The organism is Pantoea sp. S18 (assembly GCF_045689705.1).
In the GTDB taxonomy this organism is placed as follows: Bacteria; Pseudomonadota; Gammaproteobacteria; order Enterobacterales; family Enterobacteriaceae; genus Pantoea; species Pantoea symbiotica.
The window spans coordinates 2,888,163-2,909,603 of sequence record NZ_CP142688.1 but is presented as its reverse complement, the minus strand read 5'-3'; the positions used below and the strand labels follow the sequence as shown (position 1 = coordinate 2,909,603).

Here is a 21,441-nt window from a genome sequence, read left to right as displayed (position 1 = left end):
ATGCACGATCAAAAAATTGCTATTCACACCATCGACCCTACAGAGGTCTTCGTGCTGAGCGAGGCCGAGCACCACGCTATCGAGCACGAGAAACACCATTACGAAGATGCACGCGCCGCTTCGATCGAAGCGTTGAAGATCGTGCAGAAACAGCGCGGTTGGGTGCCAGATGGCGCGATTAACGCCATCGCCGACGTTCTGGGTATTCCTGCCAGTGATGTTGAAGGTGTGGCGACTTTCTATAGCCAAATCTACCGCACGCCGGTTGGCCGTCACGTCATTCGCTACTGTGACAGCGTGGTGTGCCACATCACGGGTTATCAGGGGATTCAGGATGCGCTGGAGCAGAAGCTGAACATCAAGCCGGGCCAAACCACGGCGGATGGTCGCTTTACGCTGCTGCCCACTTGCTGCCTCGGTAACTGCGATAAGGGGCCGACCATGATGGTGGATGAAGATACCCACGTTCATCTGACGCCTGAAGGCATCGCCAACTTGCTGGAGCAGTATCAATGACCATTAAACAGATCATTCGTACTGCCGAAACGCATCCGCTGACCTGGCGTCTCCGTGACGACAAGCAGCCAATTTGGATCGATGAATATCGCAGTAAAAACGGGTATGTCGGCGCAGAAAAAGCGTTGAAAGATTTTAGCCAGGACGAAATCGTCGCGGCGGTCAAAGACTCCGGCCTGAAAGGTCGTGGTGGCGCAGGCTTTAACACCGGCCTGAAGTGGAGTCTGATGCCGAAAGACGAATCCATGAACATCCGTTACCTGCTGTGTAACGCCGATGAAATGGAGCCGGGCACGTATAAAGACCGCTTGCTGATGGAGCAACTGCCGCACCAGTTGGTAGAAGGCATGCTGATCAGTGCGTTCGCGCTGAAAGCTTATCGTGGCTACATCTTCTTACGTGGTGAGTACATCGAAGCGGCCGTCAATCTGCGTCGCGCGATTGCGGAAGCTACCGAAGCAGGCTACCTCGGCAAGAATATTCTCGGCACCGGTTTTGATTTCGAGCTGATCGTCCACACCGGCGCAGGTCGTTATATCTGCGGCGAAGAGACCGCGCTGATCAACTCGTTGGAAGGACGTCGTGCGAACCCACGTTCTAAGCCGCCATTCCCGGCCAGTGCCGGCGTATGGGGTAAGCCGACCTGCGTTAACAACGTGGAAACGCTGTCGAACGTGCCTGCCATCTTCCTTAACGGCGTTGACTGGTACAAAAACATCTCTACCAGCGAAGACACCGGCACCAAAATGATGGGCTTTTCCGGACGCGTGAAAAATCCTGGCGTCTGGGAATTGCCATTCGGTACCACCGCGCGTGAAATCCTCGAGGATTATGCTGGTGGCATGCGCGATGGCTTGAAATTCAAAGCCTGGCAGCCAGGCGGCGCAGGAACCGACTTCCTTACCGATCAGCATCTGGATTTGCCGATGGAGTTTGCCAGCATTGGTAAAGCCGGCAGTCGTTTAGGTACGGCGCTGGCGATGGCGGTCGATCACGAAATCAACATGGTTTCGCTGGTGCGTAACCTGGAAGAGTTCTTTGCGCGCGAGTCCTGCGGCTGGTGTACGCCGTGCCGCGATGGCTTGCCATGGAGCGTGAAAATCCTGCGTGCGCTGGAGCAGAAGAAAGGTCAGCCGGGTGATATTGAAACCCTGCAGCAACTCTGCCGCCAGCTTGGCCCAGGTAAAACCTTCTGTGCCCACGCACCGGGCGCCGTCGAGCCATTGCAGAGCGCGATTAAATATTTCCGTGAAGAGTTTGAAGCTGGCATTGCGCCGCAGGTGTTTGGCAATACCCGCGCCATCGGCGGTATTCAGCCGAACCTGCTGAAAGCGCGCTGGTAATCAGCCGCCGTACACGGAACTCACCTCACGCCGAAATGGCGTGGGGAAAGAATTAGATGTTTAACGCTCGTCTTAGGGCGAGCCTTACGGAAGCATGTTCACTATGGCTACAATCCATGTAGACGGTAAAGAATATGATGTGAACGGAGCGGACAACCTGCTACAGGCGTGTCTCTCTCTGGGCCTTGATATTCCTTATTTTTGCTGGCATCCGGCGCTGGGAAGCGTAGGGGCCTGCCGCCAGTGCGCGGTGAAGCAATTCCAGAATGCCGAAGATACCCGCGGTCGCCTTGTCATGTCCTGCATGACTCCAGCGTCAGACGGCACCTTTATCTCCATCGACGATGGCGAAGCCAAAGAGTTTCGTGAAAGCGTGGTGGAATGGCTGATGACCAACCATCCGCACGACTGCCCGGTGTGCGAAGAGGGTGGTAACTGCCATCTGCAAGATATGACGGTAATGACCGGACACAGTTTCCGTCGTTATCGCTTCACCAAACGCACCCACCAGAATCAGGATCTAGGCCCGTTCATTTCGCATGAAATGAACCGCTGTATCGCCTGCTATCGCTGCGTGCGTTACTACAAAGATTATGCGGACGGCAAAGATCTCGGCGTCTATGGCGCTCACGACAACGTCTACTTTGGTCGCCCGGAAGATGGGACGCTGGAAAGCGAATTCTCCGGTAACCTGGTGGAAATCTGTCCGACCGGCGTATTTACCGATAAAACGCACTCCGAACGCTATAACCGTAAATGGGATATGCAGTTCGCGCCAAGCATCTGCCAGCAGTGCAGCGTGGGTTGTAACACCAGCCCAGGCGAACGCTATGGTGAATTGCGTCGTATCGAAAACCGTTACAACGGCACCGTAAACCACTACTTCCTGTGCGATCGCGGTCGTTTCGGTTACGGCTACGTCAACCGCAAAGATCGTCCACGTCATCCCGTTCAGCAACGCGGCAACGATTGGGTCAGCCTGAATGCTGAACAAGCGGTGAATGCGGCGGCGGATGTATTGCGCCGGGCGAAAAAAGTGATCGGTATCGGTTCTCCACGCGCCAGCATTGAAAGTAACTTCGCGCTGCGTGAGCTGGTTGGCGCAGCCAACTTCTCAACCGGTATGCCAGCAGGTGAGCAGGCTCGCGTTGAGCTGATGCTGAAAGTCCTGCAGGACGGCGGCATCTACACGCCATCACTGCGCGAAATTGAAAGCTACGATGCGGTGCTGGTGCTGGGTGAAGATTTGACTCAGGTCGGCGCGCGCGTGGCGTTGTCTGTTCGTCAGGCAGTAAAAGGCAAAGCACGTGAGATGGCAGCGGCGCAGAAAGTGGCTGACTGGCAGATCGCGGCCATCCTTAATATCGGTCAGCACGCCAAACATCCGCTGTTCGTCACCAACGTCGACGAAACCCGCCTGGATGATATCGCTGCGTGGAGCTATCGCGCTCCGGTGGAAGATCAGGCGCGTCTCGGCTTCGCGATTGCCAATGCGCTGGATGAAAGCGCGCCGGCAGTTAGCGGCTTCGACAGCAAACTCAACGGCAAGGTTGATGTAGTGGTTCAGGCGCTGGCAGGTGCGAAAAAACCGCTGATTATCTCCGGAACCCATTCCGGTAGCATCGCGATGATTGAAGCCGCAGCTAACGTGGCGAAAGCGCTGAAAGCGCGTGGTGCCGATGTCGGTATTACCTTCCTCGCGGGTGCGGCAAACAGCTTTGGCCTCGGCCTAATGGGCGGCCAATCGCTGGATAGCGCGCTGGAACAGCTGAGCAAAGGCGAAGCTGATGCGCTGGTGGTGCTGGAAAACGATCTCTATCGTCATGCACCTAAAGCCAAAGTTGATGCGGCGCTGGATACTACCGCTAACGTGATTGTGGTCGATCACCAACGTACCGCCACGCTGGAAAAAGCCGGTTTAGTGCTCTCCACCGCCAGCTTCGCGGAGAGCGATGGCACCTCAATCAACCACGAAGGCCGCGCGCAGCGCTTCTTCCAGGTTTACGATCCCGCTTATTACGATGATAGCGTAGTGATGCTGGAAAGCTGGCGCTGGTTGCGTTCGCTGCACAGCGCGGTTGAGAGCCGTCACATCGACTGGACTCAGCTGGATCACGTGATTGATGCCACCGTTGCGGCGCTGCCACAGCTGAAAGGCATTAAGGATGCTGCGCCAGACGCCAGCTTCCGTATCCGCGGTCAAAAACTGGCACGTTCACCGCACCGTAACAGTGGCCGTACTGCGATGCGCGCCAACATCAGCGTGCATGAACCGCGTCAGCCGCAAGATAAAGACACCATGTTTGCCTTCTCCATGGAAGGTAACAACCAACCAAGCGCACCGCGTTCGCAGATTCCTTTTGCCTGGGCGCCTGGCTGGAACTCACCGCAAGCATGGAACAAGTTCCAGGCTGAAGTGGGCGGCAAATTGCGTCATGGCGATCCAGGCGTGCGTCTTTTCGAAGCCAGCGATCGTTCTCTGCCGTGGTTTACCGCGATTCCGGAAAGCTTTGTTGAAGGCAGCCAGTGGCGCGTCGCACCTTACTATCAGCTGTTTGGTAGCGAGGAGATGACTCAGCGTTCAACCACCTTCCAAAAACGCATGTCGCCAGCCACGCTGGTGATTAACCCGGCTGATGCTGAGAAACTGGGCGTCAATAACGGTGCTTGCGTTGAGCTGGTCTGTGCGGGCGAAACACTGCGCTTGCCGGTACGTTTCTCTGCGTCGCTGCAAGCAGGGCAGGTTGGTTTACCGCTCGGTATGCCGGGTGTGCCGCCGTTCCTCTCAGGTGCGCAAATTGACAAACTGCAGGAGGCCGCGCAATGAGTTGGCTGACACCGGACGTTATTGAAATCCTGATCAACATCGGCAAAGCGCTGGTCATCTTGTTGGTGGTTGTCGGTTGCGGTGCTTTCATGAGTTTCGCCGAGCGTCGTCTGCTCGGCCTGTGGCAGAACCGTTACGGACCGAACCGTGTTGGCTGGGGCGGCTCGCTGCAGCTGGCTGCCGACATGATCAAAATGTTCTTTAAAGAGGACTGGGTTCCACCCTTTACCGACCGCTTCATCTTTACGCTGGCACCGGTTATTGCCTTCGTATCGCTGCTGCTGGCCTTCGCTATTGTGCCGGTTTCGCCAACCTGGATGGTCACCGACCTGAACATTGGTCTGCTGTTCTTCCTGATGATGGCGGGTCTGGCGGTGTATGCGGTGCTGTTCGCGGGCTGGTCGAGTAACAACAAATACTCACTGTTGGGTGCGATGCGTGCATCGGCGCAGACGCTGAGCTACGAAGTGTTCCTTGGTTTGTCACTGATGGGTGTGGTGGCGCAAGCCGGCTCGTTCAACATGAATGCCATCGTCGAAAGCCAGGCGCATCTGTGGAACATCATTCCTCAGTTCTTTGGCTTCCTTACCTTCTGCATCGCGGGCGTAGCGGTATGTCACCGTCATCCATTTGACCAACCCGAAGCAGAGCAGGAGCTGGCGGACGGTTACCACATCGAATACGCCGGTATGAAATTCGGCCTGTTCTTCGTGGGCGAATACGTGGCGATCACCACCGTATCAGCGCTGATCGTGACGCTGTTCTTCGGTGGCTGGCACGGCCCGTTCCTGCCGCCATTCATCTGGTTCGCTCTGAAAACAGCGTTCTTCATGGTGATGTTTATCCTGATTCGTGCTGCGCTGCCGCGTCCACGCTATGACCAGGTGCTGTCGTTCGGCTGGAAAGTGTGTCTGCCGTTGACGCTGTTGAACCTGCTGGCGACCGCCGCAGTGATTCTGTACACCGCGCAGTAAGGGACATTGAGATGACTTTAAAAGATATTGTCGTTGGCTTCGGCACGACAGTGCGCAGTATCTGGATGATAGGCATGCATGCCTTCGCCAAGCGCGAAACCCAAATGTATCCGGAAGAGCCGGTTTATCTGCCGCCACGTTATCGTGGCCGTATCGTGCTGACGCGCGATCCGGACGGCGCAGAGCGTTGCGTTGCCTGTAACTTATGTGCGGTAGCTTGTCCTGTCGGCTGTATTTCACTGCAGAAAGCCGAGACGCAAGATGGACGCTGGTATCCGGAATTCTTCCGCATCAACTTCTCACGTTGCATCTTCTGCGGCCTGTGTGAAGAGGCTTGCCCAACCACCGCGATCCAGCTGACACCCGATTTTGAACTGGGTGAGTTTAAGCGTCAGGATCTGGTGTATGAGAAAGAAGACCTGCTGATTTCCGGTCCGGGTAAATATCCGGAGTACAACTTCTATCGTATGGCTGGTATGGCGATCGACGGAAAAGAGAAGGGCGAAGCGGAAAACGAAGCCAAGCCGATCGACGTCAAAGGGTTGTTACCTTAAGGAGCCAGGTATGGAATTTGCGTTTTATCTTTGCGGACTGGTGGCGGTGTTGACGACGCTGCGCGTCATCACCCACACCAATCCGGTACATGCGCTGCTGTACCTGATCGTTTCGCTGCTGTCGATTGCAGGCGTGTTCTTCTCAATGGGCGCCTACTTTGCCGGTGCGCTGGAAATCATCGTCTACGCAGGCGCCATCATGGTGCTGTTCGTCTTCGTGGTGATGATGCTGAACCTGGGCAAAACCCAGCAGGATCAGGAGCGCGAATGGCTGAAGCCTTCGCTATGGATTGGTCCGGGCATCGTCTCTTTACTGCTGCTGGCGGTAATGATTTACGCGATTAGCACAGCAACCGATCAAGGCATTGATGGCACCGTCATCGACGCTAAAGCAGTCGGTATCAGCTTGTTTGGTCCCTATGTTCTGGCGGTTGAGCTGGCATCAATGCTGCTGCTCGCCGGTCTGGTCGTGGCCTTCCATATTGGACGTGAAGAGCGTCATGGCGAAGTGCTGAGCAATCGTCAAGCTGATGCGCAAGCGAATAAGGAGGATCACGCATGATCCCGTTACAACACGGCCTGATGCTGGCCGCTGTGCTGTTTGTTCTCGGCCTGACCTCCGTGGTGCTGCGTCGTAACATCCTGTTTATGCTGATTGGTCTGGAAATCATGATCAATGCCTCCGCGTTAGCGCTGGTGGTAGCAGGCAGCTATTGGGGACAAGCTGATGGTCAGGTGATGTACATCCTGGCGATTAGCCTTGCGGCGGCGGAAGCGAGTATTGGTCTGGCGCTGTTGCTCCAGCTCTATCGTCGTCGTCAGACGCTGAACATTGACACAGTGAGCGAGATGCGCGGATGAATCTTCTCTATTTAACCGTATTATTTCCGCTAATTGGCTTCCTGCTATTGGCGTTTTCACGCGGTCGCTGGTCGGAGAACCTGTCGGCAGCAATCGGTATGGGTTCTGTTGGTCTGGCAGCATTAACCACTATTTATGCCGGTTTCGACTTCTTCAACCAGGGTCAGCAGCCGTTCACCCAAGCGCTGTGGACCTGGATTCACGTCGGCAACTTTGACATCAAAGTGAATCTGGTGCTGGACGGTCTTTCTCTGACCATGCTGTCCGTCGTCACCGGCGTTGGCTTCTTCATCCACATGTTTGCTTCATGGTACATGCGTGGTGAAGAGGGTTATTCGCGCTTCTTCGCTTACACCAACCTGTTCATCGCGAGCATGGTGGTGTTGGTGCTGGCCGATAACCTGATGCTGATGTATCTCGGCTGGGAAGGCGTGGGCCTGTGCTCATATCTGCTGATTGGCTTCTACTACAGCAATCCAGAGAACGGCAAAGCGGCGATGAAAGCCTTTATCATCACCCGTGTAGGTGATGTGTTCCTCGCTTTCGCCTTGTTCATTCTTTACAACGAGCTGGGCACGCTGAACTTCCGTGAACTGGTTGAACTGGCACCAGCGCACTTCGCTGCAGACAACCATATGCTGCAGTGGGCAACTCTGATGCTGTTGGGTGGCGCGGTCGGTAAATCGGCACAGCTGCCATTACAAACCTGGCTGGCGGATGCGATGGCCGGTCCTACTCCGGTTTCGGCACTGATTCACGCCGCGACTATGGTGACCGCCGGTGTTTACCTGATTGCACGTACGCACGGTCTGTTCCTGTTAACGCCGGAAGTGCTGCATCTGGTGGGTATCATTGGTGCGATTACCCTGGTGCTGGCAGGTTTTGCGGCATTGGTGCAAACCGACATCAAACGCGTGTTGGCTTACTCAACTATGAGTCAGATCGGCTACATGTTCCTCGCGCTGGGCGTGCAGGCATGGGACGCGGCGATTTTCCACCTGATGACGCATGCATTCTTTAAAGCTTTGCTGTTCCTCTCTTCAGGCTCGGTCATTCTGGCCTGCCATCACGAGCAGAACATTTTCAAAATGGGCGGCCTGCGTAAAAGCATCCCGCTGGTGTATGTCTGCTTCCTGGTGGGCGGCGCCGCGCTGGCTGCGCTGCCGCTGATCACCGCAGGTTTCTACAGTAAAGATGAAATCCTGTTTGGTGCGATGGCGAATGGTCACATCAATCTGATGGTGGCGGGTCTGGTGGGTGCATTCCTCACCTCGATCTACACCTTCCGCATGATCTTTATCGTGTTCCACGGTGAAGAGAAAATTCATGCTCACGCCGGTAAAGGCATTACGCATCACCTGCCGTTGATTGTTCTGATGGTGCTCTCCACCTTTATTGGTGCGCTGATTACGCCTCCTCTGGCGGGCGTGCTGCCGCAGAACGAGTTTGGTGAAGGCGGCAAAGTGATGCTGGAAATCACCTCAGGCGTAGTGGCTATCGTCGGTATCCTGATCGCTGCAGCGCTGTGGCTGGGTAAACGTCAGCTGGTGACCAGCATTGCCAACAGTGCGCCGGGTCGTTTCTTCGGCACCTGGTGGTTCGCGGCCTGGGGCTTCGACTGGCTGTATGACAAGGTGTTTGTAAAACCTTATCTCGGCATTGCCTGGTTACTGAAAAGCGATCCGCTAAATTCACTGATGAACCTGCCTGCGCTGCTGTCGCGCATTGGTAACAAAGGTTTAGTGGTGAGTGAAAACGGTTATCTGCGCTGGTACGTGGCTTCAATGAGTGTCGGTGCCGTTGTGGTGCTGGCGCTGCTGCTGGTGATTTAAAGATTGATGAGCGGGGCGGGTTCGCTCGCCCAATTAGAATGTCAAAAATTGCCTGAAGTAAGGCAATAAAAAGGGAAGTTCGCCGTGTTATTACCTTGGCTAATAATTATCCCCTTCGTTGGGGGCTTACTCTGCTGGTTGGCAGAGCGCCTCGGCGCAAAGGTACCGCGCTGGATTGCCATGATCACCATGGGCCTGACGCTAGCGCTTGGCCTGCAGCTGTGGTTGCAGGGAGGCTATTCACTGACGCAGGCTGCGGGCATTCCGCAATGGCAATCGACTTTCTCCCTACCGTGGATTCCGCGCTTTGGCATCAACTTCCATCTGGCGATTGATGGTCTGTCGCTGCTGATGGTGGTGCTGACCGGACTGCTCGGTTTGATGGCGGTGCTGTGCTCCTGGAACGAAATTGAGAAATATCAGGGCTTCTTCCACCTCAACCTGATGTGGATTCTCGGTGGTGTGATTGGCGTGTTCCTCTCCATCGACATGTTCCTGTTCTTCTTCTTCTGGGAAATGATGCTGGTGCCGATGTACTTCCTCATCGCACTTTGGGGCCATAAAGCATCCGACGGTAAAACGCGTATCAGCGCGGCGACCAAGTTCTTCATCTACACCCAGGCATCTGGTCTGATCATGTTGGTGTCGATTCTGGCGCTGGTGTTTGTGCACTACAACGCTACTGGCGTATGGACTTTCAGCTACGAAGAGTTGCTGAAAACGCCAATGTCACACACCGTTGAGTATCTGCTGATGCTCGGCTTCTTCATCGCCTTTGCGGTGAAAATGCCGGTGGTGCCATTACACGGTTGGTTGCCAGATGCACATAGCCAGGCACCAACCGCTGGTTCGGTTGACCTCGCAGGTATCTTGCTGAAAACCGCGGCCTACGGCTTGCTGCGCTTTAGCCTGCCGCTGTTCCCGAATGCGTCAGCAGAGTTCGCACCGATTGCCATGTGGCTCGGTATCATCGGCATCTTCTACGGTGCATGGATGGCGTTCTCGCAGTTCGATATCAAACGTTTGATTGCTTACACCTCTATTTCGCACATGGGCTTCGTGTTGATCGCCATCTACACCGGCAGCCAACTGGCGTTCCAGGGCGCGGTAATTCAGATGATTGCGCACGGTCTTTCTGCTGCGGCACTGTTCATCTTGTGCGGTCAGCTGTATGAGCGTCTTCATACCCGCGACCTTCGTCAGATGGGCGGTTTGTGGTCACGTATCAAATGGATTCCGGGTCTGTCACTGTTCTTTGCGGTTGCCAACCTCGGTATGCCGGGCACCGGTAACTTTGTTGGCGAATTCATGATTTTGACCGGCAGTTTCCAGGTGGTACCGGTGATTATCGTCATCGCAACCTTTGGTCTGGTGTTTGCTTCGGTTTACTCCCTGATCATGATGCAGCGCGCTTACTTCGGCGAAGCCAAGTCGAAAGATCCGCTGCCAGGCATGTCACCGCGTGAGTTCCTGACTATCGGCGTATTGGTGGTGTTGCTGGTGCTGCTGGGGATTTATCCACAGCCAATCCTGGACACATCCCATGCTGCGATGAGCAATATTCAGCAGTGGTTTACCGCTTCAATTTCAACTACAAGGCCGTAATTCGCCATGACAATAACTCCTCAACATCTGATCGCGTTACTGCCGCTGTTGATCGTCGGATTGACGGTGGTGGTGGTGATGCTGTCCATTGCGTGGCGACGCAATCACTTTGTTAATGCCACGTTGACGGTGATCGGACTTAACATTGCGCTGTTTTCTCTGTGGTTTGTTGGCCAGGCGGGAGCGATGGATGTCACGCCGCTGCTGCGCGTTGATGGCTATTCGATGTTCTACACCGCGCTGGTGGTGCTGGCGAGTTTAGCCACTTGCACCTTTGCCTATCCGTGGCTGGCTGGTTTCCCGGACAACAAAGATGAGTTCTATCTGCTGGTGCTGATTGCGGCACTCGGCGGGATTGTGCTGGCGAGCGCCAACCATCTGGCGGCGCTGTTCATCGGCATCGAACTGCTGTCACTGCCGCTGTTTGGTTTGATTGGTTACGCTTTCCGCCAGAAACGTTCGCTGGAAGCGTCACTGAAATACACCATTCTGTCGGCGGCGGCCTCATCGTTCCTGCTGTTTGGTATCGCGCTGATTTATGCTGATTCCGGTAGCCTGAGCTTTGTGCAGCTGGGCAAAAGTCTGAGCGATAGCATGATTCAGGAGCCGCTGTTGCTGCTGGGTCTTGGCATGATGATTATCGGTCTGGGCTTCAAACTGTCGCTGGTACCATTCCACCTGTGGACACCGGACGTTTATCAGGGTGCGCCTGCGCCGGTTTCAACCTTCCTCGCCACCGCCAGCAAGATCGCCATCTTTGGCGTGATTATGCGCCTGTTCATGTACGCACCAGTCACTGACAGCGAAGCCGTTCGTACCGTGCTGGGCATCATTGCCTTCGCATCGATTCTGTTCGGTAACCTGATGGCGATTTCCCAGAGCAACATCAAGCGTCTGCTTGGTTACTCCTCAATTGCGCACCTTGGTTATCTGTTAGTTGCGCTGATTGCGGTGAAAACCCATCAGCTGTCGCTGGAAACTGCGGGCGTATATCTGGCCGGTTACCTGTTCAGCAGCCTGGGCGCGTTCGGCGTTGTGAGCCTGATGTCGAGCCCATATCGCGGTCCGGATGCCGACACGCTGTATTCCTATCGAGGTCTGTTCTGGCATCGTCCGATTCTGTCTGCGGTCATGACGGTGATGATGTTGTCACTGGCGGGTATCCCAATGACGCTCGGCTTCATCGGTAAGTTCTACGTTATCGCCTCGAGTGTGAACGCACATCTGTGGTGGTTGAGTGGTGCGGTGGTTGCAGGTAGTGCGATTGGTCTTTACTACTATCTGCGCGTAACGGTGAGTCTGTATCTCAGCCCGCCTGAACTGCATAACCGCGATACGCAAGCCAACTGGGCGTTTACGGCTGGCGGTGTTGTGGTGCTGATCTCTGCGATTCTGGTATTGCTGCTCGGTGTTTATCCGCAGCCGCTGATTACACTGGTGCAGATGGCTCAGCCGCTGATGTAATAAAGACTCGCGTCATGACTGAATCAGGCCTTCGGGCCTGATTTTTTTTTGCCTGCAATTCACGGCGTAGTGAGAGATTGAGCACAGAGTCACCACGAGGTTTTCAGCTGCCGCTGCTGCTCACTGCGTTTGGCGTAGCCGGTGTGATATTCTCAACGGATCACTTTTTTTGCTCAGACAAGGAAGCACCATGAAAATGCTTTGGCTTGATTGCCACCACAGTGAACTGACGGCGCAGCAACTCTACACGCTGCTGGCGCTGCGCAATCATGTCTTCATCGTGGAACAAAACTGTCCGTATCAGGATATTGATGGTCAGGATTTAGCCGCTGATAACCGTCACATTTTGGGATTCCTCGACGGTAAGCTGCTGGCCTATGCACGGGTGTTAACGCCAGCGCTGGACTCTGCGCCGGTGCTGATTGGTCGTGTGATCGTTTCTGAAGAGGCGCGCGGTTTGAAGCTGGGATATCGCTTGATGGAGAAGGCGCTGGAGAGCTGCGAGAAGCATTGGTCGCAGCGCGCTATCTATCTCTCAGCTCAGGCACATCTGGAAGGTTTCTACGGTCGTCTGGGCTTTAAAGCGGTAACCGAAGTGTATATGGAAGATGACATTCCCCACATCGGCATGCAGAAAGCATAACGGCGAGGATTGCTCCTCGCCGTTATCATCAGCCCGGCGTCATCTGCCGGTCATCAACATATTTACGTTGATCCGGCGGCGGCGGGAAGTACTGATAAAGCCAGGTTTCACTCAGCGTCTCATCTTTGGTACGCAGGAACAGGCGCATATCAACCGGTTTGGTCGAGTCGCTATTCGGATACCAGTCAAACAGTATGCGGTAACCGTTCAGTGGCTCGACGTAGAGAATCTCAACCTGCTTGAATGTGCCTTCTGAAACGGTAATCACCGGCTCAATGCCTTTCGGCGCTGCGGCTTTCAGATCGCCACCAACAAAATCAATGGCAAAGCGACGTGACCAGGTTTCCGGGAAGTGTTCGCCTGGCGCCCAACCTTCCGGGAAGCCACCAATACCGGTGCGAGTGGCATCGACACGCGCCAAACCACTGCGCACTGGCGGCAACTGGCTCCAGTAGAGTTTGTACTGGAAGTTGAACTCGCTGCCGGCTTTCACTGGTTCTGATGGCTGCCAGAAGCACACCACGTTATCCAGCGTTTCACCGGTGGTTGGAATCTCCATTACGTTAATGGCACCTTTGCCCCATTTACCAATCGGTTCCACCCACAGGCTTGGACGTTTGTCGTACCAGCCAATCACATCCTGATAATTTTTGAAGTCATGGTCCAGCTGCAACAGGCCAAAACCACGCGGGTTTTCGTCCTGATAGGCGTTGAACTGCAAACGCTGCGGGTTGTTCAGCGGACGCGCAATCCATTCGCCTTCACCGGTCCACATCGCCAGGCGATCGGAGTCGTGAATTTGCGGATGGTAAGTGTTGCACATGCGGCGCTCGTTGGTGCCACAGCTGAACATGCTGGTCATCGGCGCGATGCCGAGCTGGCGGATGTCGTTACGTGCAAACAGGTGGTTTTCTACCTCCATCACCACGCGTTTTTCTTCGCAGTGAATGGTGAACTTATACGCACCGGTAACGCTCGCGCCATCCAGCAGGGCATAAACTACAAAAGTGGTGTCATCCGCTTTTGGTGTTTCAAACCAGAATGCGGTGAAGTCCGGGAACTCTTCTTTGCCGTTGCTAAAGGTGTTGACCGCCACGCCGCGTGCGGAGAGCCCGTACTGGAAGGTCTCATCAACTGCACGGAAATAGCTGGCGCCGAGGAAAGAGACGATATCGCGGCGCGCCAGTTCTGGCTTCTTAAACGCGCGGAAACCGGCAAAGCCGAGGTCGGTTTTACCCACCAGCTGTTTGGTATCAACGTTAGCGTTGTGATAGTTGAACAGTTCCGGACGGAAGTGGATCTCACGTGCTTCGCGGCTATCGGCATCGACCGAGAACATGCGGATGCGGCGCTTGAAGCCCATACCGACGTGGAAGAATTGCACGTCCAGCTCACGATCGGCGATGTTGTTCCACAGCGAGTGATTGGCGTCGTACTGAATTTCGTTATAGGCCTGCGGAGTTAGATTGGCCAGGGTGTCGGGCAAGGGGCCGGGTGCGCCGCCCCAGGGCTGTTTTGCCAGTGCGGAGGCTTTCTTTTTCAGTGAGTCGAAATCGAAGCGCACTGCGGTACCGTCGGCGATACCATCATCAGCCCAGGCGGATTGTGCAAACAGCGTGGAGAGACCCGTCATGCCGCTAACAGCGGAGAGGGCCATGGACGCTTTCATAAATTTTCTACGATTCATGCCGGAAATCTAATCCTTAGCTGCTCGGGTGTATTTTGACTCTCGTAAGACGAGAAACGTCTGACTACAGGGGGTTACGACAGTCGTGGAAATAAAAAATTCAGTCTGCGGAAAATTTATCAGATTAATCAAATAAGCGAAGCAGAATTCACGCCGCTCGGCCGTGCATGACACAACTTTGCATTGAGATGGACGAAACTCGGTTAAATCCTGGCAGTCGCCGTCCAGCAAAGCTGGAATTTAAGACTATAGTTAAACCACAACGAGTTAGGAACATGGAGGAACTACATAGTGTCATCTTCAGACCAATTTGAAACGCACCTTGACGACGACCTGGCGCTGCTGACGGAAACGCTGGAAGAAGTGTTACGCGCATCTGGCGATCCGGCCGATCAGAAATACATCGAACTGAAACTCAAAGCTGAACAAGCGCTGGAAGACGTTAAATCGCGCGTTAGCCAGGCGTCAGACAGTTATTACTATCGTGCTAAAAATGCGGCTTACCGCGCCGATGATTATGTGCACGAAAAACCGTGGCAGGGGATTGGCATCGGTGCCGCCGCTGGCCTGTTTGTCGGTTTACTGCTGGCTCGACGTTAAGTTCCAACGGGCGCGACACGCTTCGCGCCCGCTTCCTGATTATCCCGCCGCTTATTCCCGCTAAATCCCTGTTTCGCATCATCCGCGATTGTGTTTCGCCTGCGCGCTTCCTACAGTAAAGCGACAGGGAAAAGGAGAACGCAACGTGATACGTGTAGAAATGCTCTCAACGGGCGATGAAGTGTTACATGGGCAGATTGTCGATACCAACGCCGCGTGGCTGGCCGATGTGCTGTTCCAGCACGGTTTGCCGATGACCAGCCGCAGCACCGTCGGTGATGCGATGAGCTCGCTGGTGGAGGCGCTGCAGAGCCGCAGCCAGATTGCAGACGTGCTGATCGTTAACGGTGGTTTAGGACCGACCAGTGACGATCTCAGCGCGCAGGCTGCAGCCATTGCCAGCGGCAGTGAATTAGTTATCCAGCAAAAGTGGCTGGAAAAAATGGAAGCCTGGTTCGCCAGTCGCGGACGCGTGATGGCGCCGAGCAATCGCAAGCAGGCAGAAATCCCCGCCATCGCCGAGATGCTGGATAACCCGGTCGGCACCGCGTGCGGCTTTGCCATGCAGCTCAATCGCTGCTGGATTTTCTTCACGCCCGGCGTGCCGTCGGAATTTAAAGTGATGGTCGAGCAGGAGATCATTCCGCGCCTTAAAGCACGCTTTGAATTGCCAGAACCACCGTTGTGTTTACGCCTCACCACCTTTGGCCGTGGCGAGAGTGATATTGCCGCCGAGCTGGAGCCGCTACCGCTGCCGGAAGGCGTGGTGATGGGCTATCGCTCATCGATGCCGATTATCGAAATCAAACTTACCGGACCCGCCAGCCAGCGTGTTGCGATGGAGCAAGTGTGGCAGCAGGTAAAACTGTTGCTGGCTGAGTGCACCATCTTTGAAGGCACCGAAGGTTTACCGGCGCTGCTGGCGCGCGAGTTGCAGCAGCGCGGCTTCCATTTGGCGCTGAGCGAGCAGTTCACCGCCGGTTTGCTTAACTGGCAGCTGGCCGCTGCAGACGTGGCGCTCAGCAAAGCAGAAATTCTGCCGCCGCAGGATGAAGATCTGGAAACTCAGGTTGCGCGCACACGTGATTGGGCGAAACAGCAGGGCGCGGCGCTGGCATTGTCGGTAGGAAATTTAGTGGAAGGTGAAGTGTCGATTGCTTTGCACACGCCGGAAGCGAGCTGGGGCCAACGCGTGAAGTTCACCCATGGACGTCATAACGTGGAAACGCGGCAGAAAGTGGTGGCGATGATGGCGATGAACATGCTGCGTCGCTGGCTGCACGGCAGCGAAGTCAGCACCGGCCACGGTTGGATTGATATTCTGGAAACAGTCAAAAACTAACGCGCTGTAGGGTCGCCATTGATGGCGACCTACTAAAATCACAACTCGATCTCAATCTCCCCTTTTGCGCGACAGCAGCACGGCAAAATCTCGCCTTGCTGCACAAACGCCAACGGGGTTTCCGCATAATCCACTTCGCCCTTCAGTAAGCGCATGCGGCAAGAGCCGCAGTAGCCCTCGCGACACTGAAACTCAACGCACAGATTATTGGCTTCCAGCGTCGCCAGCAGATTGGGGTGATCTTCTGCGCACTCCAGCCGGGAGCCGGAGCTACGCAGAATAACAACAGAGCGGCTCATGCTTACAGCTGGAAGCCGTCGAAATCGTCTTCGCCCACTTCAGAATCAATCTGACCGACCAAGTACGAGCTCACTTCAACTTCCTGCGGTGCAACCTGCACGTTGTCCGACACCAGCCACGAGTTGATCCATGGAATCGGGTTGGAACGCGTCTGGAACGGCAAATCAAGACCGACCGCCTGCATACGAATGTTGGTGATGTACTCGATGTACTGGCACAGAATGTCTTTGTTCAGGCCAATCATTGAACCGCCACTGAACAGATATTCTGCCCACTCTTTTTCCTGCTCGGCTGCCTTCTTGAACAGGTCGTAGCATTCGTCGCGGCACTCTGCGGCGATGGCTTTCATCTCTGGATCGTCTTCACCGGTGCGCAGCAGGTTCAGCATGTGCTGGGTGCCAGTCAGATGCAGCGCTTCATCGCGTGCAATCAGCTTGATGATTTTGGCGTTACCTTCCATCAGCTCGCGCTCGGCGAAAGCAAATGAACAGGCGAAGCTGACGTAGAAGCGAATCGCTTCCAGCGCGTTGACGCTCATCAGGCAGATATACAGCTGCTTTTTCAGATCGCGCAGGTTCACGGTAACGGTTTTACCGTTGACCTGATGCGTACCTTCGCCCAGCAGATGCCAGTAGCTGGTCATCTCGATCAGATCATCGTAGTACTTCGAGATATCTTCGGCGCGCGCCAGAATCTGCTCGTTGGTGACGATATCGTCAAACACCACCGCTGGATCGTTAACGATGTTACGGATGATGTGGGTGTAAGAGCGCGAGTGAATGGTCTCGGAGAACGCCCAGGTTTCAATCCAGGTTTCCAGCTCAGGGATGGAAATCAGCGGCAGCAGCGCCACGTTCGGGCTACGGCCCTGAATGGAGTCCAGCAGCGTTTGATACTTCAGGTTGCTGATGAAAATGTGCTTTTCATGCTCTGGCAGCGCCTGGTAATCGATGCGATCGCGCGAGACGTCGACTTCTTCCGGACGCCAGAAGAAGGAGAGCTGCTTCTCAATCAGCTTTTCAAAGATGTCATATTTCTGCTGATCGAAACGGGCAACGTTAACGGACTGGCCAAAGAACATCGGCTCTTTCAGCTGGTCATTTTTGTTCTGCGAGAATGTGGTGTAAGCCATTTTGAGTCCAAATGTGAAGAGGGCCGACCAATGTCGGCCCTGACAAGATGAGATTAGATCTTACATGCGCCGCTTTCGCAGCCATCATCCTGAATGGAAGGCGCCAGATCGTCCTGTGCATCTTCCGCACCGTCGCGGGTGTTTTGATAGTACAGGGTTTTCACGCCGAACTTGTAAGCGGTCAGCAGATCTTTCAGCAACTGTTTCATCGGCACTTTACCATTAGCAAAACGGCTCGGATCGTAGTTAGTGTTCGACGAAATCGCCTGATCGATGAACTTCTGCATCACGCCAACCAGCTGCAGATAACCGTCGTTAGACGGCATTTCCCACAGCAGTTCGTACTGATCTTTCAGACGCTCATACTCTGGCACCACCTGACGCAGAATGCCGTCTTTCGATGCTTTGATGCTGATATGTCCACGTGGCGGCTCAATACCGTTGGTGGCGTTCGAAATCTGCGAAGAGGTTTCAGACGGCATCAGCGCAGAGAGCGTCGAGTTGCGCAGACCGTGCGTGGTGATGGACTCACGCAGGCCTTCCCAATCCAGATGCAGCGGCTCGTTGCACACCGCGTCGAGATCCTTTTTATAGGTATCGATCGGCAGAATGCCCTGCGAGTAAGTGGTCTCTTTGAACCACGGGCAGGCACCTTGCTCTTTCGCCAATTCGTTCGAGGCTTTCAACAGATAGAACTGAATCGCTTCGAAGGTTTTGTGCGTCAGGTTGTTCGCGCTGCCATCGGAGTAGCGCACGCCGTTTTTCGCCAGATAATACGCGTAGTTGATCACGCCAATACCCAACGTACGACGGCCCATAGCGCCGCGTTGTGCTGCCGGGATTGGGTAATCCTGATAATCCAGCAGCGCATCCAGTGCACGCACCGCAAGGGTGGCCAGCTCTTCCAGATCGTCAAGGCTGTTAATCGCGCCAAGGTTAAAGGCAGACAGCGTACACAGGGCGATTTCGCCGCTTTCGTCATTGACGTCGTTCAGCGGTTTGGTCGGCAGTGCGATCTCAAGGCACAGGTTCGACTGGCGAACCGGCGCGATGCTTGGATCGAACGGGCTGTGGGTGTTGCAGTGATCGACGTTCTGGATGTAGATACGGCCAGTAGAAGCACGTTCCTGCATCATCAGTGAGAACAGCTCAACGGCTTTCACACGCTGCTTGCGGATGCTGTCGTCTTTTTCGTATTTGGTGTACAGACGCTCGAACTCGTCCTGATCGGCGAAGAACGCGTCGTACAGGCCAGGCACGTCAGACGGGCTGAACAGCGTGATGTCTTCACCTTTCAGCAGGCGGGTGTACATCAGTTTGTTGATCTGTACGCCGTAATCCATGTGACGCACGCGGTTGCCTTCAACACCACGGTTGTTTTTCAGCACCAGCAGGCTTTCAACTTCCAGATGCCACATTGGGTAGAACAGCGTCGCTGCGCCACCGCGTACGCCGCCTTGCGAGCAGGACTTTACGGCGGTCTGGAAATGTTTGTAGAACGGAATACAACCGGTGTGGAATGCTTCGCCACCGCGAATCGGGCTGCCCAGCGCACGAATGCGGCCAGCGTTGATGCCGATACCGGCGCGCTGAGAAACGTATTTCACAATGGCGCTAGAAGTGGCATTGATGGAGTCGAGGCTGTCGCCGCACTCAATCAGTACGCAAGAGCTGAACTGGCGCGTAGGGGTACGCACGCCGGACATGATTGGCGTTGGCAGCGAGATCTTAAAGGTTGAGATCGCATCGTAGAAGCGCTTCACATAGTCCATACGGGTTTCGCGCGGGTAGCCAGAGAACAGGCACGCCGCCACCAGGATGTAGAGGAACTGGGCGCTTTCGTAGATTTCGCCGCTCACGCGGTTCTGCACCAAATATTTCCCTTCCAGCTGCTTAACCGCTGCGTAGGAGAAATTCATGTCGCGCCAATGGTCGATAAACTCGTCCATCTGCTCGAACTCTTCGGTGCTGTAATCTTCCAGCAGATGACGGTCGTATTTGCCCATCTCAACCATCTTCACCACCTGATCGTAAAGCTTCGGCGGCTCAAACTGGCCGTACGCTTTTTTACGCAGGTGGAAGATAGCCAGACGCGCGGCCAGGTATTGGTAATCCGGCGCATCACGAGAGATCAGGTCTGCGGCAGCCTTAATGATGGTCTCATGAATATCAGAAGTTCTGATGCCATCGTAGAACTGAATGTGTGAGCGCAGTTCAACCTGTGAAACGGAAACGTTGTTCAGCCCTTCGGCTGCCCAATCCAGTACACGGTGAATTTTGTCGAGATCAATGCGCTCCTGGCGGCCATCGCGTTTAGTAACGAGCAGACTTTGGTTCATGTCGCGTTTTTACCTGTCCATGCATGAATGACGTATTTATCCCCCATCTATGCACAAGGTTTATGCACAAGCCGCTCGTTGTGAGTAAGCCTGTGGATAAACACTATATATAGGGGGTGCGGGAAGTTTGAACAACAATATGGTGAGTATTCTAGTCAGCAATCTCTTCTTAACAAGAGTTGATTTTCACTAAAAAATCGTCCTTAGCGGCTGGCTAAAATCCTGGATCCGCATGCCGCAAGGCCTGCACTTAGTGTCAACCGCTAAGCACTTTTTTTTCACTTTATGATCGGACGCGTGTTTCTTGCTCAACCACCGCGCTTCAGGAATTTTCTTAGATGAAAAAAGCCCCGACAAGGCCGCCAGCAGCGAACTTATCTAAAATTGCTTATGAATTTTTTGTGACTTGCTTAGCCTATAAAAAAGACTGGGACGCGTCTAAAAGGAAATTGATCTGGATAAGAGGTCGCCATGAATGGCGACCCTACGGTGATGCTGCGTATTGATGCGCGTCGGGATGACGTACGGTGATGGTGCGATTTTTCGTAGGGTGCGCATTCATGCGCACCAGGATGACATCACTCCTGACGATGCGTATGAATCATGTAGTTAACATCGACACCGCGCCCCAAACGGAACTGGTTGGTCAGCGGATTGTAGTGCAGGCCAATCATGTTTCTTTCACGCAGCGGGGTTTCATCGACCCAGTTTAGTAACTCGGCAGGACGGATGAATTTCTTCACGTCGTGCGTCCCGCGCGGCACCATGCGCAGCACATACTCGGCACCAAACACTGCCAGCAGCCAAGCTTTTGGATTGCGGTTGATGGTGGAGAAGAACACTTCGCCGCCGGGCTTCACCAGCTGCGCGCAGGCCAATACCACCGAGCGCGGATCCGGAACATGCTCGAGCATCTCCATGCAGGTCACCACATCATATTGTCCGGCGTGGCTTGCGGCGTGATCTTCCACGGTTTGCTGCACATAGTTAACACTAACGCCGCTCTCCAGCGCGTGCAGACGCGCCACTTCCAGCGGATCCGCGCCCATATCCAGGCCAGTAACCTCAGCGCCCTCACGCGCCATGCTCTCCGCCAGAATGCCGCCGCCGCAGCCGACATCGAGCACTTTCTTGCCGAACAGGCCATTGCTGTGCTGCGCTATCCAGCCGAGTCGCAGGGGATTGATACGGTGCAACGGCTTAAATTCACCCTCTAAATCCCACCAGCGGGATGCCACGGCTTCAAACTTAGCAATCTCGGCGTGGTCAACGTTCTGGCGGCTTTCCTGCGGTTGTTCACTCATTGAATCATCACTCCAGACAAAATATTCCCTCAGTATAAACGCTTAAGTCACGCGAACGCATCTCTCACGCTAAAGGAAAAGCGGGATTAAGGCCTGGTTAACGTTCACCGAAGGGAAG

At 54.7% G+C, this 21,441-nt stretch carries 18 protein-coding genes; 13 read left to right on the top strand and 5 right to left on the bottom strand.

Annotation, left to right across the window (positions count from 1 at the left end; genetic code table 11):
- The 11 genes from nuoE (at position 1) to VIJ98_RS13320 (ending at position 12,619) form a co-directional block, all read left to right on the top strand.
- A complete protein-coding gene (nuoE, locus tag VIJ98_RS13370; RefSeq protein ID WP_008105146.1) occupies positions 1-516 on the top strand; it encodes an NADH-quinone oxidoreductase subunit NuoE in 516 nt (171 codons plus the stop codon).
- Positions 517-518: 2 nt separating this feature from the next.
- Positions 519-1,859 carry an NADH-quinone oxidoreductase subunit NuoF gene (nuoF, locus tag VIJ98_RS13365; RefSeq protein WP_176519213.1) on the top strand — a complete coding sequence of 447 codons (1,341 nt, stop codon included), beginning with the start codon at positions 519-521 and terminating at the stop codon, positions 1,857-1,859.
- Between the two features lie 103 nt (positions 1,860-1,962).
- Entirely contained in the window at positions 1,963-4,686 is a 2,724-nt protein-coding gene (gene nuoG / locus VIJ98_RS13360) for an NADH-quinone oxidoreductase subunit NuoG (protein WP_323274432.1), read from the top strand.
- A complete protein-coding gene (gene nuoH, locus VIJ98_RS13355; RefSeq protein ID WP_008105140.1) occupies positions 4,683-5,660 on the top strand; it encodes an NADH-quinone oxidoreductase subunit NuoH in 978 nt (325 codons plus the stop codon). Before nuoG ends, nuoH begins: the two co-directional genes overlap by 4 nt.
- Positions 5,661-5,671: 11 nt before the next feature.
- Entirely contained in the window at positions 5,672-6,214 is a 543-nt protein-coding gene (gene nuoI / locus VIJ98_RS13350) for an NADH-quinone oxidoreductase subunit NuoI (protein WP_007889332.1), read from the top strand.
- Positions 6,215-6,224: 10 nt separating this feature from the next.
- Positions 6,225-6,776 carry an NADH-quinone oxidoreductase subunit J gene (gene nuoJ / locus VIJ98_RS13345; RefSeq protein ID WP_008105138.1) on the top strand — a complete coding sequence of 184 codons (552 nt, stop codon included), beginning with the start codon at positions 6,225-6,227 and terminating at the stop codon, positions 6,774-6,776.
- On the top strand, positions 6,773-7,075 hold the full coding sequence (gene nuoK, locus VIJ98_RS13340; protein WP_007889334.1) for an NADH-quinone oxidoreductase subunit NuoK: 303 nt from the start codon (positions 6,773-6,775) through the stop codon (positions 7,073-7,075). The genes nuoJ and nuoK overlap by 4 nt, the downstream gene beginning before the upstream one ends.
- A complete protein-coding gene (gene nuoL, locus VIJ98_RS13335) occupies positions 7,072-8,907 on the top strand; it encodes an NADH-quinone oxidoreductase subunit L (protein WP_179450028.1) in 1,836 nt (611 codons plus the stop codon). The genes nuoK and nuoL overlap by 4 nt, the downstream gene beginning before the upstream one ends.
- An 84-nt stretch (positions 8,908-8,991) precedes the next feature.
- Positions 8,992-10,512, top strand: a complete 1,521-nt coding sequence (gene nuoM, locus VIJ98_RS13330) for an NADH-quinone oxidoreductase subunit M (RefSeq protein WP_323274428.1) — start codon at positions 8,992-8,994, stop codon at positions 10,510-10,512.
- Between the two features lie 6 nt (positions 10,513-10,518).
- Positions 10,519-11,976, top strand: a complete 1,458-nt coding sequence (nuoN, locus tag VIJ98_RS13325) for an NADH-quinone oxidoreductase subunit NuoN (protein WP_008105131.1) — start codon at positions 10,519-10,521, stop codon at positions 11,974-11,976.
- A gap of 190 nt (positions 11,977-12,166) precedes the next feature.
- Entirely contained in the window at positions 12,167-12,619 is a 453-nt protein-coding gene (locus VIJ98_RS13320) for a GNAT family N-acetyltransferase (protein ID WP_258143663.1), read from the top strand.
- A gap of 28 nt (positions 12,620-12,647) precedes the next feature.
- Here VIJ98_RS13320 and VIJ98_RS13315 read toward each other — a convergent pair whose 3' ends face one another.
- The gene (locus VIJ98_RS13315) at positions 12,648-14,306 is read right to left on the bottom strand and encodes a glucan biosynthesis protein D (protein WP_008105127.1); all 1,659 of its coding nucleotides are present in this window, start codon (positions 14,304-14,306) and stop codon (positions 12,648-12,650) included.
- Between the two features lie 291 nt (positions 14,307-14,597).
- Between VIJ98_RS13315 and elaB the strand changes: the two genes are divergently transcribed.
- Entirely contained in the window at positions 14,598-14,906 is a 309-nt protein-coding gene (elaB, locus tag VIJ98_RS13310) for a stress response protein ElaB (protein WP_008105125.1), read from the top strand.
- 145 nt (positions 14,907-15,051) lie between these two features.
- The gene (locus VIJ98_RS13305) at positions 15,052-16,248 is read left to right on the top strand and encodes a nicotinamide mononucleotide deamidase-related protein YfaY (RefSeq protein ID WP_323274426.1); all 1,197 of its coding nucleotides are present in this window, start codon (positions 15,052-15,054) and stop codon (positions 16,246-16,248) included.
- A gap of 38 nt (positions 16,249-16,286) precedes the next feature.
- On the opposite strand, the gene yfaE is transcribed toward VIJ98_RS13305, so the two are convergent.
- The 4 genes from yfaE to ubiG all read right to left on the bottom strand — a co-directional run bounded on the left by yfaE (position 16,287) and on the right by ubiG (position 21,323).
- Positions 16,287-16,547 (bottom strand): class I ribonucleotide reductase maintenance protein YfaE, encoded by a 261-nt coding sequence (yfaE, locus tag VIJ98_RS13300; RefSeq protein ID WP_061717835.1) that lies wholly within the window; start codon positions 16,545-16,547, stop codon positions 16,287-16,289.
- A gap of 2 nt (positions 16,548-16,549) precedes the next feature.
- On the bottom strand, positions 16,550-17,680 hold the full coding sequence (nrdB, locus tag VIJ98_RS13295; protein WP_007889356.1) for a class Ia ribonucleoside-diphosphate reductase subunit beta: 1,131 nt from the start codon (positions 17,678-17,680) through the stop codon (positions 16,550-16,552).
- A gap of 53 nt (positions 17,681-17,733) precedes the next feature.
- Positions 17,734-20,019, bottom strand: coding sequence for a class 1a ribonucleoside-diphosphate reductase subunit alpha (nrdA, locus tag VIJ98_RS13290; RefSeq protein WP_323274424.1), 2,286 nt, complete (start codon positions 20,017-20,019; stop codon positions 17,734-17,736).
- A 578-nt stretch (positions 20,020-20,597) separates the two neighbouring features.
- A complete protein-coding gene (gene ubiG / locus VIJ98_RS13285) occupies positions 20,598-21,323 on the bottom strand; it encodes a bifunctional 2-polyprenyl-6-hydroxyphenol methylase/3-demethylubiquinol 3-O-methyltransferase UbiG (protein ID WP_008105116.1) in 726 nt (241 codons plus the stop codon).
- Positions 21,324-21,441: the final 118 nt, after the last annotated feature.

Bases quoted from the DNA above. Each gene is read 5' to 3' on its own strand.
- nuoE (WP_008105146.1), top strand. From the start codon at position 1: ATGCACGATCAAAAAATTGCTATTCACACCATCGACCCTACAGAGGTC.
- nuoG (WP_323274432.1), top strand. From the start codon at position 1,963: ATGGCTACAATCCATGTAGACGGTAAAGAATATGATGTGAACGGAGCG.
- nuoH (WP_008105140.1), top strand. From the start codon at position 4,683: ATGAGTTGGCTGACACCGGACGTTATTGAAATCCTGATCAACATCGGC.
- nuoI (WP_007889332.1), top strand. From the start codon at position 5,672: ATGACTTTAAAAGATATTGTCGTTGGCTTCGGCACGACAGTGCGCAGT.
- nuoJ (WP_008105138.1), top strand. From the start codon at position 6,225: ATGGAATTTGCGTTTTATCTTTGCGGACTGGTGGCGGTGTTGACGACG.
- nuoK (WP_007889334.1), top strand. From the start codon at position 6,773: ATGATCCCGTTACAACACGGCCTGATGCTGGCCGCTGTGCTGTTTGTT.
- nuoL (WP_179450028.1), top strand. From the start codon at position 7,072: ATGAATCTTCTCTATTTAACCGTATTATTTCCGCTAATTGGCTTCCTG.
- nuoN (WP_008105131.1), top strand. From the start codon at position 10,519: ATGACAATAACTCCTCAACATCTGATCGCGTTACTGCCGCTGTTGATC.
- VIJ98_RS13320 (WP_258143663.1), top strand. From the start codon at position 12,167: ATGAAAATGCTTTGGCTTGATTGCCACCACAGTGAACTGACGGCGCAG.
- VIJ98_RS13315 (WP_008105127.1), bottom strand. From the start codon at position 14,306: ATGAATCGTAGAAAATTTATGAAAGCGTCCATGGCCCTCTCCGCTGTT.
- yfaE (WP_061717835.1), bottom strand. From the start codon at position 16,547: ATGAGCCGCTCTGTTGTTATTCTGCGTAGCTCCGGCTCCCGGCTGGAG.
- nrdB (WP_007889356.1), bottom strand. From the start codon at position 17,680: ATGGCTTACACCACATTCTCGCAGAACAAAAATGACCAGCTGAAAGAG.
- nrdA (WP_323274424.1), bottom strand. From the start codon at position 20,019: ATGAACCAAAGTCTGCTCGTTACTAAACGCGATGGCCGCCAGGAGCGC.
- ubiG (WP_008105116.1), bottom strand. From the start codon at position 21,323: ATGAGTGAACAACCGCAGGAAAGCCGCCAGAACGTTGACCACGCCGAG.